Here is a 16,808-nt window from a genome sequence, read left to right on the forward strand (position 1 = left end):
CGGATCCTGTTCGGCCTGGGCTTCTACCCGATGCTCCAGCAGGCGTACGCCGACCGGCTCAAGACCTGGGCCGACTGGCAGGACCTCTCGGCGGAAGCTCAGGGCAACCTCGATCAAGACGTTCGGTAACCCCGGTCCGCGCTTTCCGGCCCCTGGGCCGAAGTGCCTTTGATGCCGACCTCAAGCAGGGTGCCAGGTGAGCGCAGGCTTGAATGCCCTCGGCAACCAGGGCCGGCCACGAAAGAGAAGAAACCGAGATATGAGCGACCACGCCACCAACCCGGCGACCGAGACCTTCCTCGCCCACCGCAACCTGCTCTTCACCGTCGCGTACGAGATGCTCGGATCGGCGGCCGACGCCGAGGATGTCCTCCAGGAGACCTGGCTGCGATGGGTCAAGGCCGACGTGGAGCAGGTGCACGACCAGCGCGCCTACCTGATCCGGATCACCACCCGGCAGTCGCTCAACCGCTTGCGCAGCGTGAAGCTTCGCAGGGAGGCCTATGTCGGCCCCTGGCTGCCTGAGCCGCTGCTCACCGCGCCGGACGTGGCCGAGGATGTCGAGCTCGCCGAGAGCGTCTCGATGGCGTTGATGCTCGTCCTCGAGACGCTGTCGCCGACCGAGCGCGCCGTCTTCGTGCTCCACGAGGCCTTCGGCGTCGGCTACGACGAGATCGCGGCCGCCGTCGGCAAGAGCCCGGCGGCCGTCCGCCAGATCGCGTACCGCGCCCGCCGGCACGTCGATGCCCGTCGCCCTCGCGAGGCGGTCTCCGCCGACGAGATCCGGGCGGCTCTGGAGTCGTTCCGGCGCGCGCTCGAAGCCGGGGACCTACAGGGCCTGCTTGACGTGCTCGCCCCCGAGGTCGTCCTGGTGAGCGACGGCGGCGGCGTCAAGCAGGCCGCGCCTCGGCCGATCATCAGCGCCGACAAGGTGGCCCGCTTCATCGTCGGCGGCATCGGCAAGGCCGAGGTCACGCTCACCGGCCATCCCACCGCGGTCAACGGCAACCCGGCGCTCATCGTCCGCGTGGGCGACGAGATCGACGGCGTCATCGCGATCCGGGTCGAGGACGCCCGCATCACCGGGCTCTACTACGTCCGCAACCCGCAGAAGCTGACCCGCATCGGATCCGAGACCCCGCTCACCCTCAGATGAATGCCGGTGCCCGGTCAGCCGCCGCCGACCGGGCACCGCCTCGGCTTCACCCCCGAAGAGCCCCGAACCAACCTTTACTGGGAGGTCGTCCATGACGAAGAGCGTTGCCGGCGAACTCGCCGACCTGAAGCTGCCGGTCGAGCGGGGCTGCCCGTTCGCCCCGCCCGCCGCCTACGAGCGGCTGCGCGAGCGGGCGCCGATCAGCCGGGTCCGCCTGACCAGCGGCGGCGAAGCCTGGTGGGTGTCCGGGCATGAGGAGGGCCGTGCCGTCCTAGCGGACCGCCGTTTCTCCTCCGACCGGCGCAAGGACGGCTTCCCGCTCTTCAACGTCGATGCGGCGACCCTGCGGCAGCTCCGCAGCCAGCCGCCGCTGATGATCGGCATGGACGGCGCGGAGCACGCCGCGACCCGGCGTCCGGTGATCGGCGAGTTCACCGTGAGGCGGCTGGCCGCGCTGCGCCCGCGGATCCAGCAGATCGTCGACCACTTCATCGACGACCTGCTCGCCACCGACCGCCACCCCGTCGACCTGGTGCAGGCACTGTCCCTGCCGGTGCCGTCCCTGGTGATCAGCGAACTGCTCGGCGTCCCCTACACCGACCACGACTTCTTCCAGAGCCGCACCGCCGTGGCGGTACGCCGGACCTCGACGCCGGAGGACCGCCAGCGGGCCTTCGCCGAACTCCGCGCCTACATCGACGACCTGATCACCCGCAAGGAGTCCGAACCCGGCGACGACCTGTTCAGCCGGCAGATCGCCCGGCAGCGCCAGGAAGGCGCCCTCGACCACGAGGGCCTGGTGAGCCTGGCCTTCCTGCTGCTGACCGCCGGACACGAGACCACGGCGAACATGATCTCGCTCGGCGTGGTCGGGCTGCTCACCCATCCGGAGCAACTGGCCCTCATCACGGCCGACCCGGGCAGAACGCCCATGGCCGTGGAGGAACTGCTGCGCTACTTCACCATCGCCGACGCGGTCACCGCCCGGGTCGCCACCGAGGACGTCCAGATCGGCGAGGCGAGCATCAAGGCCGGCGAAGGCGTCATCGTCTCGATGCTGTCGGCCAACTGGGACCCGGCGGCGTTCAAGGACCCGGCCGAACTGGACGTCGAGCGCGGGGCCCGCCACCACCTCGCCTTCGGCTTCGGCCCGCACCAGTGCCTCGGCCAGAACCTGGCCCGGATGGAGCTGCAGATCGTCTTCGACACGCTGTTCCGCCGCATCCCCACCCTGCGGCTCGCCGTACCGGCCGACGACCTGCCGTTCAAGAACGACGCCGTCATCTACGGCGTTCACGAACTCCCGGTCACCTGGTGAGCGGAATGTGACGAGGATCAGAGCCGCCATCGGCGCCCGCGCCGATGGCGGCTCTGTCCGGCGCGTCCCGGCCGGGTCGGCCGGGTCGGCCGTCGCTCGGTGATCCGGTGCGCCTGGAGCTCGGTGATCCGGTGCGCCTGGAGCCGATGCGGCCCAACCCGGTCGATCCCCGAGGCGACCAGCGCGAACGACGGCATCATCCGCGCGATCACCCGCATCCTGGCCCCACCGCCGTGATCCGGCACAACGACACGACCGGCCGGCTCATCGCCCGCTCACTCACCGCCTACGGCCACTGACCCCGCAACACCCCTTGAATCAATCCGGGTCGAGTCCGAGGAGACGGGCGACGAGGGCGACCTGTTCGGCGTAGTGGCGGAGGAAGTCGGGCGAGCGGGGATCGACCCGGCACACGCCTTCGATGACGTGCGGAATCGAGGTGGTCGCCATCGCGGCGGCCATGAACATGACCATCAGGCAGGCCGGGTCCACTTCGGCAGGCAGACGGCCGGCCGCCTGCACGTCACTGATCTGGTCGACGGCCCTCTGCAGCCGCTCCGAACGGGGCGCGTGATCAGGGTCGCTCTCCGGACCGGCGTACTCCAGGCCGCCCCACGCCATCAGCCGGACCCCGTCCGGGTTGCTCAGCGCCTCCAGCGCGTACCGGCGGATCTGCTCGGGCAGCGGCGTGTCCGGCGTCACGAGCTCGCTCTCCCGCTGCCGCCACTCCTGCGACAGGGCCTGGTAGAGGCCCTCCTTGCCGTCGAAGTAGTACGAGATCAGCTGCTGGTTGACGCCCGCCCGGGCCGCGATGGCGGCGATCCGGCCGCCCGCGTACCCGTGCGCGGCGAACTCGGCCGCCGCCGCGTCCAGGATGAGCTTGCGGGTGCGCTCGGCGTCACGCTGCCGCTCCTGCGGCTTGGGTGACCGGCGCGGCTTCGACGTGGGCACGAGGCGATCATACAGCCATCTGACAGTCCCACCTGGCAAGATGCGCTAATCAAGTAAATGGTTGACACAGATAAGCGGACTGTTGATTATGAGGTTGCGCGACTACGACGACAGAGAGGCCGAGACGATGACCGGACCGTACGACCACAAGACCGCCGTCCTCATCGTGGGCGGAGGCATCACGGGCCTGTCCGCGGCGCTCTTCCTCGCGCGGTGGGGAGTCCGCTCGGTGCTGGTCGAGCGGCACCCGTCGACGGCGATCATGCCGCAGGCGCGGGCGTTCAACCCGCGGTCGATGGAGATCTACCGTGCCCTCGGCCTGGAGGAGGAGATCCTCCGGCACCAGTCGATCCTGGTCGACATGCCGGAGATGATCGGCGCGGACACGCTGACCGGCGAGGAGCGCTTCCGCGTCGACATGCTCGCCCAGGTCCGGCCGGGCGGCATCAGCCCGGCCGACTGGGCGTTGATCGACCAGGACGAGTTGGAGCGCGTCGTACGTCCGCACGCCGAGCGCGCCGGCGTGGACGTGCGCTTCGGCACCGAGCTGGTCTCCTTCGACGCCGACACCGAAGGTGTGACGGCCGTCGTGCGCGAGCTCGGCAGCGGGACCGAGTCCCGCGTCCGCGCCGGCTACCTCATCGCCGCGGACGGCAACCGCGCGGGCATCCGCGACCGGCTCGGCATCGGCGCGGACGGCCCCGGGGTCCTGGGCCATGCCGCGCACTTCATCTTCGACGCCGACCTCGACGACGCGCTGCGGGGACGCAGGTTCTCGCTCGCCTACTTCGACCAGCCGACGACGGGCACGGTCCTGGCGCCGTTGGGGCAGGTCGGGCGGTGGATGCTCGGGGTGCCGTGCCGGCCGCGGCAAGGCGAGAGCGTCGAGGACTTCTCCGAGCGGCGCTGCATCGAGCTGGTCCGCCGCGCGGTCGGCATCGCGGACCTCGATGTCACGTTGGTGCCGCCGGTGCCCGGCTGGAGCCGGAAGGTGATGGACGTCAGGATCGGCGCGTGGGTGACCCGGCGGTACCGGGCCGGCCGGGTGTTCTTCGCCGGCGACGCGGCCCACGTCTTTCCCCCGACGGGGTCCTTCGGCGCGAGCACCGGCATCGCGGACGCGCACAACCTGGCCTGGAAGCTCGCCGCCGTGCTCCACGGGCAGGCCGGACCGGCGCTGCTCGACACGTACGAGGCCGAGCGCCGCCCGGTCGCGCGCACCACGATGGAGACCGCGCTGCGCATCCTCGACGCCCGCCACCACGCCGAGGGCGAGGAGGCCACCAGGATCGACGAGGTGAGCATGGCTTTCGGTTACCGGTACCGCTCCACGGCCGTGCGCCCCGAGCCGGCCACTCCCGAGGACCCGGTGGAGGACCCGCGCACCCCCAGCGGCCGCCCCGGCCTGCGCGCACCCCATGTGTGGCTGGACCGCGCCGGGACGAAGGTGTCCACGTTGGACCTGTTCACCGGCGCCTTCACCCTGCTGGCCGGCGCCGAGGGCGCGGAGTGGGCCGAAGCGGCCAAGGCAGTGGCGGCCGCGCTCGACCTCGACCTCGACCTCCACCGCATCGGGGCGGCCGGGCTGCACGACCCGGACAAGCGATTCCCGGACGCCTACGGCATCACCGGCGCCGGGGCCGTCCTGGTCCGGCCGGACGGGTTCGTCGGCTGGCGCGCCCGCGAGCTCCTCCAGCAGCCGGAGCAGGAACTGCTGCGGGCGTTGACCCGGCTGCTCGGCCGGGACGCCGGTGCCGTCAGCCGTGGTTGACCCGGCTGCTCGGCCGGGACGCCGGTGCCGTCAGCCGTGGTTGACCCGGCTGCTCGGCCGGGACGCCGGTGCCGTCAGCCGTGGTTGACCCGGCTGCTCGGCCGGGATGCCGGCGCCGTCAGTCGTGAGTGATGACCACCTTGCCGAAGCCGCCGCCCGACTCCACGTAGCGGAAGGCGTCGAGAACGTCATCGAACGGGAACACCCGATCAAGCACCGGACGCAGCCGATGTGCCTCCATGGCGCGGGTCAGCTCGACGAAGTGCGTCCGGCTGCCCGTGGCGATGCGATGCAGCGCCGCACCCGCGCCGAACAGGATCGCCGGGTCGACGGGCCGGGCTCCGTCGGCGCCGGAGAGCCAGCGGCCCACGAAGGACACCTCGCCGCTGAGCGAAACGGACTTCAGCGACTGCTCCAGCGGCCCCGTCGAGTCGACGACGCGATCGACGCCCACGCCGCCGGTGAGGGCACGGACCGTCTCCCACCACTCCGGGACCTCCCGATAGTTGATCACATCATCCGCCCCGAGGGCCTTCAACCGGTCGGCCTTGGCGGCGCTGGACGTGGTCACGATCACCCGGGCGCCGGCCAGCTTGGCGAACTGCAGCACGAACAGCGACACGCCTCCCGACCCCAGGGTCAGCACGCTGTCGCCGGGGTGGAGCGCGCTGCCGATGGTCAGGGAGTTCCAGGCGGTCACCGCCGCCAGCGGCAGCGCCGCGGCCTCCTCGTACGACAGGTGCTCCGGCACGGGCACGACGCCGTCCTCGCCCAGCACGGCGTACTCCGTCAACATGCCGTCGACCATCGTCCCGAGCTGCGCGGCGTTCTCCGCTCTGAACGGACCGTCATGCCAGTGCGGAAAGACGGTGGCCGCCACCCGGTCGCCCGGCCGCACCCGGGTGACGTCCTCGCCGACGGCCACGACCTCCCCCGCTCCTTCACAGCCGGGCACCACGCCGGGCCTGATCGGCAGCGGATAGTTTCCGGCCAGCACCATCAGGTCACGGAAGCCGAGCGAGTTCGCGCGGACCCGCACGACGACCTGCCCGCGCCCCGGTACGGGCTCGTCGTGCTCCTGGACCCTCAGCCCGGCGAGGCCATGCCCCGGTTCAAAGTGATAGCTCTTCATCGAACAGCCTTTCATCGTCTCGTGATCATGCGGCGTCGGCGGGCCGGTCAGGCCCGCCACTCGTTCCACCACGAGATCGTGCGCGGTGGCCGTGGCGTCCGGCAATTCCCTCGAGGGAATCGCCGGGACGGCGGTGGACCCGATAGAACGGTCAGGTGAGCAGCAGCACGATCGAACGGAGCGGCGTCGGCGCCGAGCTGAGCCGCTGGCGCCGGGCGCGCCGGCTCAGCCAGCTCGAGCTGGCCACGCTGGCCGGCACGACCCAGCGTCATCTGAGCTTCATCGAGAGCGGTCGTTCCCAGCCGGGGCGGGCGGTGGTGATCCGGCTGGCCGAGTCGCTCGGCCTGACGCTGCGGGAGCGGAACGACCTGCTCGCGGCGGCCGGGTTCGCGCCGATGTTCACCGAGTCGGACCTGGACGAAGCCGCGCTACGCCCGGTCCGGGACGCCCTTGAGCAGATCCTGCTCGGGCATATGCCGTATCCGGCGCTGGTCATCGCGCCCTACGGGCGGGTGGTGGCGGCCAACGACGCCGTCGAGGTGTTCACGGAGGGCGCCTCACCCGAGCTGCTCGCACCGCCGGTCAACATGCTGCGGCTCATGCTCCATCCGGACGGCATGGGAGGCAGGGTGCGGAACCTGGACGAGTGGGGCCGCCACGTGATCGAGAACCTTCGTGCCAGGGCGCGGCGGAGCCCCGATCCGCGCCTGGACGCTTTCGTCGCCGAGCTGGCCGGATACGTCCCGCAGGCCCCGATCGGCCCGGGGCATCTCGGCTTCTCCGTGCCGATGCGGCTGGCGTCGGCGGACGGCGAGCTGCGCCTGATCACCACGCTGACCTCGTTCGCCACTGCGACCGACATCACGCTCGCCGAACTGCACCTGGAGGCGTTCCTGCCCGCCGATCAGGCGACCTCCGACCTCCTCCGGATCCGGGCCGAGCGACGCCACGCGAGCTGATCGGCGGTGGCCGGCTGCTGGGCTCGGGGCGCGGGCCCCGAGCTGGGGCCGGCGGGCCGGTTCCCGGTTCCCTCGGGCGGGTAAGGCCCGGGATGGCGAAATGGAACGTTCCCGTACTGGCCGGACAGAGTTCGGCAACGCGGGGCGCGCCGGGACAGCGTGAGGAGATTAAATGGTTTCCAGGTAGGAAATAGGTCGTACGAGGTGACTGCCATGAACCACATGACGGCGACGATCGTGAAGCCGCTGCCCGACCACCTGTTCAGGGTGCATGGCCCGAACGTGGAGATGCGATGGGAGGCCATGTCAGGAGAGGGGTACCACACCCCGATCGACCGGTTCTTCGTGCGCAACCACACCTTCACCCCCATCATCGACGTCACCACGTGGCGGCTGCGGGTGCACGGGGCGGGCGTTCGAGCTCCGCGGGAGTTCGGCTACGAGCAGCTGCGCGCCATGCCGGCGCGGACGTTCGACGTGGCGATCGAGTGCGCCGGCAACGGGCGGCGGTTCTACGGCACGCAGCAGAACGACCCCGCCCCGGGCACGCAGTGGGGACTGGGCGCGATCGGGGTCGCGCGCTGGCGCGGGGTGCCGTTGAAGTTCCTGCTCAAGGAGGTCGGGCTGCTGCCCGGAGCGGTCGACGTCCTGGCCACGGGGCTCGACGCGCCGTTCGAGGAGTACGGGCACGTACGCAGGCCGCTGCCGATCGACAAGGCCATGGACGACGTCCTGGTGGCGTACGAGATGAACGGCGAGCCGCTGCCCCCCGATCACGGATTTCCGGTGCGGCTGGTGGTGCCGGGATGGGTGGGAATCGCGTCCATCAAATGGCTCGGCGATATTGAAGTTTCACCCACGGAGCTGCGCACGCCGTGGAACACGGTCTTTTACCCGGGCGTCACGGTCCAGCCGGTGAAGAGCGCGTTCGAACTCGCGTGGAATGCGCGGCTCCCCCTCACCGGCCCGCACATCCTGCGCGGACGTTCCTGGTCCGGGCACGGCAGGATCGTCCGGGTGGAGGTCAGCTTCGACGGCGGGCTCAGCTGGCGCCAGGCGGACCATCACGGGCAGCACCTGGTCAGCGCCTGGCTGCCCTGGCACATTTCCTGGGCGCCCCGCCGTACGGGGCCCCAGGTGCTGATGGCGCGGGCCACCGACGAGACGGGCGCCACGCAGCCGCTGATCACCCCGCGCCACCCGTACGGCTACGCGTTCGACGCCGTCGTGCGCCACCCCATTGAGGTGGTCAATGGATAGATAACTCTCACCGATCCCGACTGAGCTGCTAATTCACTGAATGCCGGCACGGCGTACCTGAATTCATCTGAAAGACTCTCGCGGAAACCTACCGGAAATTCCCGCGTGTGATCCTGCACACACATCACGGGAAAAGGAGAGCAGATGCGCCAGCTCACCGCACTCGACGCCCAGTTTCTCAATGTCGAGACCGCGACCACCGCGGCACACGTGGCCGGGCTGGCGATTCTCGACCCGGCCGACGGGGCGGTCAACCGGGACGCCCTGGCGCGGCTCCTGCTCGCGCGCCTCCACCTGTCGCCCGCGCTCAGCCTCCGGCTGGCCGAGGTGCCGCTCGGGCTGGACCACCCGTACTGGGCGGCCGACCCGGACTTCGACATCGACAACCACCTCTTCGAGCTGACGTTGCCCGCTCCCGGGGACGACTGGCAGCTGGCCGAGGCGGTGGCGGAGATCCACGCGCGACGCCTGGACCGGGCGCATCCGCTGTGGGAGATGCACCTGATCGGCGGGCTGACGGACGGGAAGGTCGCCGTCTACACGAAGGTGCACCACGCCGCCATCGACGGCGTCTCGGGCGCGGAGACCCTCGCCACCCTGCTCGACCTCGCGCCCGGCGGCCTCCACGACGGCCCCGCGGCGACCCGAGGCGTCAGCACGGCGGTTCCCGCACCCCGGCAGGACGTGCCCGGACTGGTCGAGATGCTGGCAGGAGCGGCCGTGCGAACGGCGACCCACCCCGTACGGGCCGTCCAGTCGGTCGTCAGGGCGGCCGAGGACCTGGACGCCATCCCGCTGGCGGCGGGCCTGCCCGGCGCCAGGCTCATCGCCAAGGCCGCGCGGCTGGTCGCCGGTGACCGGCACGACCGCCCGGAGCTGCCCAGCCTCACCGTCCCCCGGACCCCGTTCAACGGCCCGATCAGCGCCCGCCGCCGCCTCTCGTTCGGCTCGCTCTCGCTCAAGGACGTCAAGAAGGTCGCCAAGGCCAACGGCATGAGCGTCAACGACGTCGTCATGACCCTGTGCACCTCGGCCCTGCGCTCGTGGCTGCGGGAGCGCGACGCGCTGCCGGAGGAGCCGCTGATCGTCGCCGTCCCCGTGGCGGTCCGTACGGCCGGGGCCAAGGACCTCGTCGGCAACCAGATCTCCGCCATGGTCGCCCCCATGCCCACGAACGTCGCCGACCCCCGGGAGCGCCTGCGGGCCGTCGGCGCCGCCATGAACACGGCCAAGCGGCGTTTCGCGCTGGCCCCGGCGACGTGGCTGAGCGAGCTCTGCTCGGTGCTGCCCGCCCCGCTGACCAGCCTGGCCACGCCGGCGCTCTTCCGGCTGGCGGGGACGGCGTTCCCGCCGATCAACCTCATCGTCAGCAACGTGCCGGGCCCGCAGTTCCCGCTGTATCTGTGCGGCGGCAGAGTGCTGTCCTACTATCCGCTGTCCGTGCTGACGGACATGAGCGGCGGCCTGAACATCACCTGCTTCTCCTACGACGGCATGCTCGACTTCGGCCTCGTGGCCTGCCCCGAGCGGATGGACGACGTGTGGGGGCTGCTCGGCCACCTGCGGACGGCGCTCGACGAGCTGCTAGACGAGCGAGTGGGCGATGAGTTCCGCGACGGCGTCCGGATCGATCTGGTGGCCGGTTAGCTGGCAGAGGTTCTCCTGGTAGAGCAGGACGGCGGCGAACGTGGCCGCGGCCACCTCCAGCCTGGCCGCGTCGCCGCGCGCCCCCGGCAGCGCCAGCTCCAGCGCGAACCTGGCACGCCTGATCAGCTCGCCGTTGAGCCGCCCGAGCCGCTCCTTGACCGAGCCGTGGGTGTCGGCCTCCCTGAACAGGATGCGCCGCATCGCGGGTGAGGCCCGCAGCGGGAGGCCGCGCGCCAGCCTGGACAGCGTCCGCGCCGGGTCGCCGGGCACCGCGTCGACCTCGCGCCCCTCCTCGACCAGCGTGCGTTCGTCGACGAGGGCGACCAGCACGTCGATCTTGCGGGGGAAGTAGTGGAAGATCAGCCCTTTGGGCACTTTCGCGAGCCGGGCGATGACCGCGGTAGGGGTGGCCTCGTAGCCGCCGCCCGCGAACAACTCCTCGGCCGCGTCCAGGATGCGCGTACGCGCGTCACCGATCACCACAGCTCGCACCATAGCGCCACCTGCGACTTCACCGCCATCCCGGGGAAGCGAGACCCTCGTGTCGGGTCCGGAAACCGAGTCAGGGGGTGCCATCGGCGCGCTCGGAGCGGGTGCCGATAATGGCGTAATGAGATCAATAGGTACGACGGACCTGTCCGTTTTCCCGATATCGCTCGGCACAAATGTCTTCGGGTGGACCGCCGACAAGGAGGCGGCGTTCGCGGTCCTGGACGCGTACGTCGAGGGCGGCGGCAACTTCATCGACACCGCCGACGTCTACCCGTACTGGGTGACCGGTGAGTCCACCTCCGAGATGATCATCGGCGAGTGGCTGCACACCCGCCGCAACCGCGACTCGATCGTGCTCGCCACCAAGGTCGGCATGCTGGAGGGGCTGCGGGGGCTGGCCCCGGCGACCATCCGGACCGCGGTGGAGGACTCGCTGCGCCGGCTGCGTACCGACTGCATCGACCTCTACTGGGCGCACGTGGACGACCACGACACGCCGCTGGTGGAGTCGCTGGCGACGTTCGACGCCCTGGTCCGCGAGGGCAAGATCCGGCACGTCGGGGCGTCCAACTACGGCGCGGACCGGCTGGCGCAGGCGCTCAGGACCTCCGACGAGGAGGGGCTGACCCGGTATGTGGCCCTGCAGCAGCAGTACAACCTGGTCGAGCGGGATTACGAGGGCGAGCTGCGGGACGTGGTGGCCCGGGAGGGCCTGTCCAGCACGCCGTACTTCGGCCTGGCCCGCGGCTTCCTGACCGGCAAGTACGCGCCCGGCGTGACGGTCGACAGCCCCCGGGCCGAGGGAGCGGCCGAGTACCTGCAGAAGGAGCACGGGCGCCGGGCCCTGGACGCGCTGACCAAGGTGGCGGCCGAGCGCTCGGTCTCTCCGGCCACGGTGGCGCTGGCCTGGCTCGCCGCCCAGCCCACGGTCGCGGCGCCGATCGCCAGCGCCCGGAACGTGAGCCAGCTCGAGCCCCTGCTGGCGGCCGCGGAGCTGACGTTGAGCGAGGAGGAGCTGACCCTCCTGGACGAGGCCTCCCGCGTCTGACGCGTAGGCCCCGCCGGTGACGCGTGTGCGCCGTCCCGCCGCGCCGGTCCACTGACGCGTGTGCGCCGTCCCGCCGCGCCCGGTCCACGCGGGCCGGCGGGCGGGACGCGTACAGGGTCAGTGCGCCCGGTCAGTGAGCGCGGTTCACCAGCGAGGCGCAGAGGGCGCGCAGGTCCGTGGCGCCCGGCAGGCATTCGTCCATGACCTCCAGCGCCGCGGCGAGGCGCCGGTCGGCCTGGGCCTGGGCGACGGCCCGCCCGCCGGCCTGCTCCACCAGGCGGGCGGCGTGGCGGAGCGAGTCCTCGTCCGAGACCCCGGCCGACAGGAGCGCGGAGAGCTCGCGGGCGGCGGGGTGGCCGCCGGCGAGGGCGGCGAGGACGGGGAAGGTCTTCTTGTCGCGCCGCAGGTCGGAGTAGACAGGCTTGCCCGTGATGTGAGGGTCGCCCCAGATGCCCAGCATGTCGTCGGCGATCTGGAAGGCCACCCCCAGGTCCAGCCCCATCTCCCACATGCGGCCGGCGAGCTCGGGCGCGCCGCCCAGACAGACCCCCGCGGCCGCGGCGGCCCCGAGCAGGCCGCCGGTCTTGCCCGCGGCCATCGCCGTGTACTCGGCGGTGGTGACCGCGTTGGGCCCGTGCCAGGGCCGGTTCTCGAAGGCCATGTCGGCGGTCTGCCCGTTGACGAGCTCGACCAGCGCCGCCGACAGGTACTTCATCGCCTCGGGGGACCCGGAGAGCCGGTTGACGGCCAGGGCCAGGAGCGCGTCACCGGCCAGGAGCGCCGGACCCACGCCGTACGCCTTCCAGAGGGTCTCACGGTGCCGGCGCCGCTCGTCATGATCGATGATGTCGTCGTGCACCAGTGAGAAAGCATGCACCAGCTCCACCGCCACCGCTCCTGGGAGCGCCGACTCGGCGGTGCCGCCGACGGCCTCGGCACTGAGCATGGCGATGGCGGGCCGCACGCCCTTGCCGCCGTCCCCGCTGTGCGGCCGGCCGTCCGCATCGGACCAGCCCAGAGCGAACGCGGCCATCCCAGCGCCCCACGGGTGGAGCGCCGAAACCGCCTCGCGCAGAGCCGGCTCGAACAGGGCCCGGCAACGCGCCACGGCCCCGCTGCCCAAGGGACGGCTCAGATTCACTCGGTGCTCCTACCCCGCTACGATCTTGAATCTACATGCACAAGCATGTGATACTCCACCCAGCAATTGACATTTGTCAGGAAATGTCCGTCGCATAATACGGGCATCATGGAGGTCAGCCGCGGTGTCGTGGTCCGACGCGTCATCGCGTCAAGCCAGAGCCCTTCCCTTCCTTCGGTCGCTGGCCCGGCATGCGCGTACCCCCATACGTGCTTTCGAGGAGGCGAGCGACCGTGCGCGCGGCACGCTCGTCCGGCTCAACATGGGGCCGTTCCGGCCGTACCTCGTCACCCACCCGGACCACGTCCAGCACATACTGAAGGGCAACCAGCCCAACTACGTCCGAGCCGGCATGTTCTGGGACCCGCTGGCCCCGCTCCTCGGTCAGGGCATCCTGTCAGAGGGCGAAGGGTGGGCGGCGAGCAGGAAGATCCTTCAGCCGGTGTTCAGCGCGAGGTACGTCAACTCACTCACCTCGCGCATGGCAGAGATCATCACCGGGCTCATCGACGCCACCGTGGTGCCGGGCCGCCGCTTCGACGTCTCCGAAGTCATCTCGACCCTCATCCACCCCACGATCGTGCGGCTGTTCCTGGGCGCGACGATCTCCGACGCGGACATCAACCGGCTGGCCCCCGCCTACGACACGGGCGTGACGGCCAGGTCGATCAGGCTGTTGCTCCCGTCCGTGCCCGAACGCTTCCCGCTCCTCGGCGACCGGGCGTTCAAACGGGCGATCAGGACCATCGACGAGGTCGTCTACCCCCGTATCCACTACGCCAAGGCGCGCGGCGACGAGGAAGCCGACCTGGTCTCCAGGCTGGTCAGCGCCCGCCGCGGCGAGGCGGACGCGGACAGGCTGATCAGGGATGACATGGTAGCCATCCACGGGGCCGCCACTGAGACCTCCGTCACCGCGCTCACCTGGGTCTGGCCGGTGCTGGACGCGCACCCGGAGATCGCCGCGAAGGTGTACGAGGAGGTGGAGCGGGTGGTCGGGCGCGGGCCTGTCACGATCGCGCACCTGCCGGAGCTGACCTACCTGAAGATGTTCGTGGACGAACTGGTACGCCTCTACCCGCCCGGCTGGATCCTGCCCCGGACCGCGGCGGGAGCCGACCACATCGCCGGGATCGAGATCCCGGCGGGGTCCACGATGGTGCTCAGCCCGTACCTGACGCACCGGCTGCCGGAGTTCTGGGATCGGCCGCTGGAGTTCGATCCGGAGCGGTTCGCACCAGGCAACGACCGGGTGCGGCACCGGTACGCGTACTTCCCGTTCGCGGCGGGGCCGCACGTCTGCCTGGGACCCCACCTGTTCATGATGGAAGCGCTGCTGCTGATCGCCGGGATCCTGTGCAAGTACCGTCCGGTGCTGCACACGACCGGGCCGATCACCCCCCGGCTGGCCTCGACGCTGCGGCCCCCCAAAGCGCTGTCGATGACGCTCGTTCCGGCGGGGCGCGGGTGACCGGCCTCAGCGTCTCCGCGGGGCTCGGCAGGACCAGCGCGCTGGCGGTCCAGTGCGCCCGCCGCCTCGCCGCTCACGCCGCCGAGCACCCGGGGGCCTTCCCCGCCGAACCGTTCGACGCCGGCTTCTTCCACTCGCTGGGACTGGTCGGCGCGTTCGGCTCCCCCTGGGCCACGGCGGAAGAGCTGTGGGCGGTCAACCGCGCCGCGCTGTGGGTGTTCGCGGTGGACCTGCAGATAGACCACGTCGCCACGGCACGCGACGAGGTGGCCGCGCTGGTCGAGGAGTGCCTGGCGGTGGCGGACGGGGAGGCGCCGCGCAGCCCGCTCGCCCGGATGCTCGCCACGCTCCGCGACGACCTGGGGAGCGATCCTCGCTGGCGCGGCCAGCTCGAGCGCATGCTGACCGCCATGCGCAAGGAGTGGGACTGGCGCGAGTCGAGGGCCACGCCTTCCCTGGAGGAGTATCTCGCCAACGCCGACAGCTGCGGCTCCTCGTTCGTCAACCTCTCGCACTGGCTCTACACCGGCGACGCGTGGACGCTGGGCAACCTCGGCCTGGTACGCGAGGCGAGCGACGAAGTGCAGCGCTACCTGAGGCTCCTGAACGACCTGGCCACCTACGACAGGGAGGCCCGCTGGGGCGATGCCAACGCCCTGACATTCGGCGCCGGGCGCACCGAGGTGACGCGGCGCATGGCGCGGCACGCGCGTACGGCAGCCGAGCTGATCGCCCCGATCCGCGAGGCCAGCCCGAGGACCGCGCTCTATCTGGAGCGCCAGATCGGCTTCAACACCGGCTTCTACGGCGTATCGGACTACTGGGGAGAGCTGTGAACATCGCCCACGAGGCGGACGCGCTGGTGGCCACGTTGATGGCCACTCCATGGGGTCAGGTATCCGCGTCGATCTACGAGACAGGACGGCTGGTGACGCTGGCTCCGTGGCTGGCCGGGCATCGCGAGCGCATCGACTATCTCGTGCGCACTCAGCGACCGGACGGGGCGTGGGGCGCGCCGGGTGGCTACAGCCTGGTGCCGACACTGAGCGCCACGGAGGCCCTGCTCACCGTCGGGGCCGCGGAATCCGCCGGCAAGGGACTGGCCGCACTGCGCCGGCAGTTGCCGAACGTGACGGACCTGCCTGACATGCCGGCCGTCGATCTGATCGTCCCGGCGCTGATCGCCCTCATCAACGCCCACGGCGTAGGCGAGCCGCTCCCTCTGCCGACCGGCCTGGACTCCTCCCGCGTCGAACGCGTCCGGCGCGTGGTGTCGTCCGGTGCCCAGCTGCCGGAGAAGCTGCTGCACGCGCTGGAGGTGGCGGGCCTGGCGTCGAGCGGCACGCTCTCCGTACGGCCGACGGCGATCGGCACGGTCGGCGCCTCGCCGGCCGCGACCGCCGCCTGGCTCGGAAGCGGCGCCCCCCGCGACGCCGACTCGGCCAGGAGACATCTGGAGGCGGTCGTCACCAGGTACGGGGGGCCGGTCCCGGTCGGGCTGCCCATCACCGTGTTCGAACGTGGCTGGGTGCTGAGCTGGCTGGCCCGGGCGGACGTGTCCGTCGAGGTGCCGCCGGAAATGGTGGCCGATCTCAGGGCCTCGATCGGTCCCAGCGGCACGCCGGCGGGGCCAGGCCTGCCCGTGGACGCCGACACGACATCCGTCGCGCTGCACGCGCTGGCGCTGCACGGTATGGCGCGCGATCCGGAGAGCCTGCTGACGTTCGACGCCGGCACCCATTTCTGCACCTGGCAGGGGGAGGACGGCTTCTCCGTCAGCGTGAACGCGCACGTGCTGGACGCGTTCGGCGCGTACGCGGCCACGCGGCCCGAGCGGGCGAACGCGTACGCGGAGGTGCGGGAGAGACTGGCGCTCCTGCTGGTCGAGCGGCAGCGGCCGGACGGGAGCTGGGACGACCGTTGGCACGCCTCACCGTATTACGCCACACTGAGTTGCGTGCTGTCGCTCAGCGAATACGGCGGCCCCGGCCTCGCCCCGACGGTTTCCAGAGCTCGCGAGTGGGTGCTGTCCACCCAGCGCCCCGACGGGTCGTGGGGCCGCTGGGAAGGCACGCCTGAGGAGACCGCGTACGCGATTCAGGCATTGCTCCTGCCCGAGGTGGTACGCGGCGACAAGGTCCAGGAGCGGTACAGGCGGGCCGCGGCCTGCGGCTTCCAGTATTTACAGAAGGCGGGCGAAATGTCGGATTATCCGCCCCTCTGGCATGACAAAGACCTTTACACTCCGATAGCGGTCGTGCGAGCGGCTATCCTGGCGGCTCGGCATGTCTATGCGAAGCTCGCCATAGCACGCTAGATGCGGATGTAATATCCATCACGGGATTTCCCGCCTTGAGCGATGTTTGCGGCATTGCTAAGGTATCCCGGTGCCGAATCCAAGAAATGCCGCCATACGCGTTGACATCCGGCTTAACGTAACCCCTGACCTGGACGGCTAGATT

Annotated in this window: 15 protein-coding genes; 11 read left to right on the forward strand and 4 right to left on the reverse strand. The window is 70.9% G+C overall.

Annotated features, from left to right (window positions below; genetic code table 11):
• Nucleotides 1-259 precede the first annotated feature (259 nt).
• The 3 genes from AB0H84_RS25860 (at nt 260) to AB0H84_RS25870 (ending at nt 2,773) form a co-directional block, all read left to right on the forward strand.
• Entirely contained in the window at nt 260-1,156 is an 897-nt protein-coding gene (locus AB0H84_RS25860) for an RNA polymerase sigma-70 factor (RefSeq protein WP_357609059.1), read from the forward strand.
• A gap of 91 nt (nt 1,157-1,247) precedes the next feature.
• Nucleotides 1,248-2,474 (forward strand): cytochrome P450, encoded by a 1,227-nt coding sequence (locus AB0H84_RS25865; RefSeq protein ID WP_357609061.1) that lies wholly within the window; start codon nt 1,248-1,250, stop codon nt 2,472-2,474.
• A gap of 107 nt (nt 2,475-2,581) precedes the next feature.
• The gene (locus tag AB0H84_RS25870; RefSeq protein ID WP_357609064.1) at nt 2,582-2,773 is read left to right on the forward strand and encodes a hypothetical protein; all 192 of its coding nucleotides are present in this window, start codon (nt 2,582-2,584) and stop codon (nt 2,771-2,773) included.
• 19 nt (nt 2,774-2,792) lie between these two features.
• On the opposite strand, the gene AB0H84_RS25875 is transcribed toward AB0H84_RS25870, so the two are convergent.
• Complete coding sequence (locus AB0H84_RS25875; RefSeq protein ID WP_357609067.1) at nt 2,793-3,425, reverse strand: TetR family transcriptional regulator; 633 nt, start codon at nt 3,423-3,425, stop codon at nt 2,793-2,795.
• Nucleotides 3,426-3,513: 88 nt separating this feature from the next.
• Here AB0H84_RS25875 and AB0H84_RS25880 point away from each other — a divergent pair, with 88 nt between their 5' ends.
• Entirely contained in the window at nt 3,514-5,196 is a 1,683-nt protein-coding gene (locus AB0H84_RS25880; RefSeq protein WP_357609070.1) for an FAD-dependent oxidoreductase, read from the forward strand.
• A 118-nt stretch (nt 5,197-5,314) separates the two neighbouring features.
• On the opposite strand, the gene AB0H84_RS25885 is transcribed toward AB0H84_RS25880, so the two are convergent.
• Complete coding sequence (locus tag AB0H84_RS25885; protein WP_357609073.1) at nt 5,315-6,397, reverse strand: NAD(P)-dependent alcohol dehydrogenase; 1,083 nt, start codon at nt 6,395-6,397, stop codon at nt 5,315-5,317.
• A gap of 86 nt (nt 6,398-6,483) precedes the next feature.
• Between AB0H84_RS25885 and AB0H84_RS25890 the strand changes: the two genes are divergently transcribed.
• The 3 genes from AB0H84_RS25890 to AB0H84_RS25900 all read left to right on the forward strand — a co-directional run bounded on the left by AB0H84_RS25890 (nt 6,484) and on the right by AB0H84_RS25900 (nt 10,194).
• Nucleotides 6,484-7,287, forward strand: coding sequence for a helix-turn-helix transcriptional regulator (locus tag AB0H84_RS25890; protein WP_357609076.1), 804 nt, complete (start codon nt 6,484-6,486; stop codon nt 7,285-7,287).
• Nucleotides 7,288-7,500: 213 nt separating this feature from the next.
• Entirely contained in the window at nt 7,501-8,547 is a 1,047-nt protein-coding gene (locus AB0H84_RS25895) for a sulfite oxidase (RefSeq protein ID WP_357609079.1), read from the forward strand.
• A gap of 144 nt (nt 8,548-8,691) precedes the next feature.
• Nucleotides 8,692-10,194 (forward strand): wax ester/triacylglycerol synthase family O-acyltransferase, encoded by a 1,503-nt coding sequence (locus AB0H84_RS25900; protein ID WP_357609082.1) that lies wholly within the window; start codon nt 8,692-8,694, stop codon nt 10,192-10,194.
• On the opposite strand, the gene AB0H84_RS25905 is transcribed toward AB0H84_RS25900, so the two are convergent.
• Nucleotides 10,132-10,689, reverse strand: a complete 558-nt coding sequence (locus AB0H84_RS25905) for a TetR/AcrR family transcriptional regulator (RefSeq protein WP_344993462.1) — start codon at nt 10,687-10,689, stop codon at nt 10,132-10,134. The genes AB0H84_RS25900 and AB0H84_RS25905 overlap by 63 nt on opposite strands.
• 115 nt (nt 10,690-10,804) lie before the next feature.
• Here AB0H84_RS25905 and AB0H84_RS25910 point away from each other — a divergent pair, with 115 nt between their 5' ends.
• A complete protein-coding gene (locus AB0H84_RS25910) occupies nt 10,805-11,734 on the forward strand; it encodes an aldo/keto reductase (RefSeq protein WP_357609085.1) in 930 nt (309 codons plus the stop codon).
• Between the two features lie 130 nt (nt 11,735-11,864).
• Here the strand turns inward: AB0H84_RS25910 and AB0H84_RS25915 are convergent, their stop codons facing one another.
• Nucleotides 11,865-12,875: a polyprenyl synthetase family protein gene (locus AB0H84_RS25915; protein WP_357609088.1), complete on the reverse strand. Its 1,011-nt coding sequence runs from the start codon at nt 12,873-12,875 to the stop codon at nt 11,865-11,867.
• A 124-nt stretch (nt 12,876-12,999) separates the two neighbouring features.
• On the opposite strand from AB0H84_RS25915, the gene AB0H84_RS25920 reads away from it, so the two are divergent.
• Genes AB0H84_RS25920 through AB0H84_RS25930 form a run of 3 tightly spaced genes read left to right on the forward strand, consistent with a single transcriptional unit; the run spans nt 13,000 to nt 16,663 of the window.
• Nucleotides 13,000-14,346 carry a cytochrome P450 gene (locus tag AB0H84_RS25920; protein ID WP_357609091.1) on the forward strand — a complete coding sequence of 449 codons (1,347 nt, stop codon included), beginning with the start codon at nt 13,000-13,002 and terminating at the stop codon, nt 14,344-14,346.
• A complete protein-coding gene (locus AB0H84_RS25925) occupies nt 14,343-15,182 on the forward strand; it encodes a terpene synthase family protein (RefSeq protein ID WP_357609094.1) in 840 nt (279 codons plus the stop codon). The genes AB0H84_RS25920 and AB0H84_RS25925 overlap by 4 nt, the downstream gene beginning before the upstream one ends.
• Nucleotides 15,179-16,663, forward strand: coding sequence for a prenyltransferase/squalene oxidase repeat-containing protein (locus AB0H84_RS25930; protein WP_357609096.1), 1,485 nt, complete (start codon nt 15,179-15,181; stop codon nt 16,661-16,663). The genes AB0H84_RS25925 and AB0H84_RS25930 overlap by 4 nt, the downstream gene beginning before the upstream one ends.
• Nucleotides 16,664-16,808 lie beyond the last annotated feature (145 nt).

This window comes from Nonomuraea sp. NPDC050786 (assembly GCF_040654115.1).
Classification (GTDB): domain Bacteria; phylum Actinomycetota; class Actinomycetes; order Streptosporangiales; family Streptosporangiaceae; genus Nonomuraea.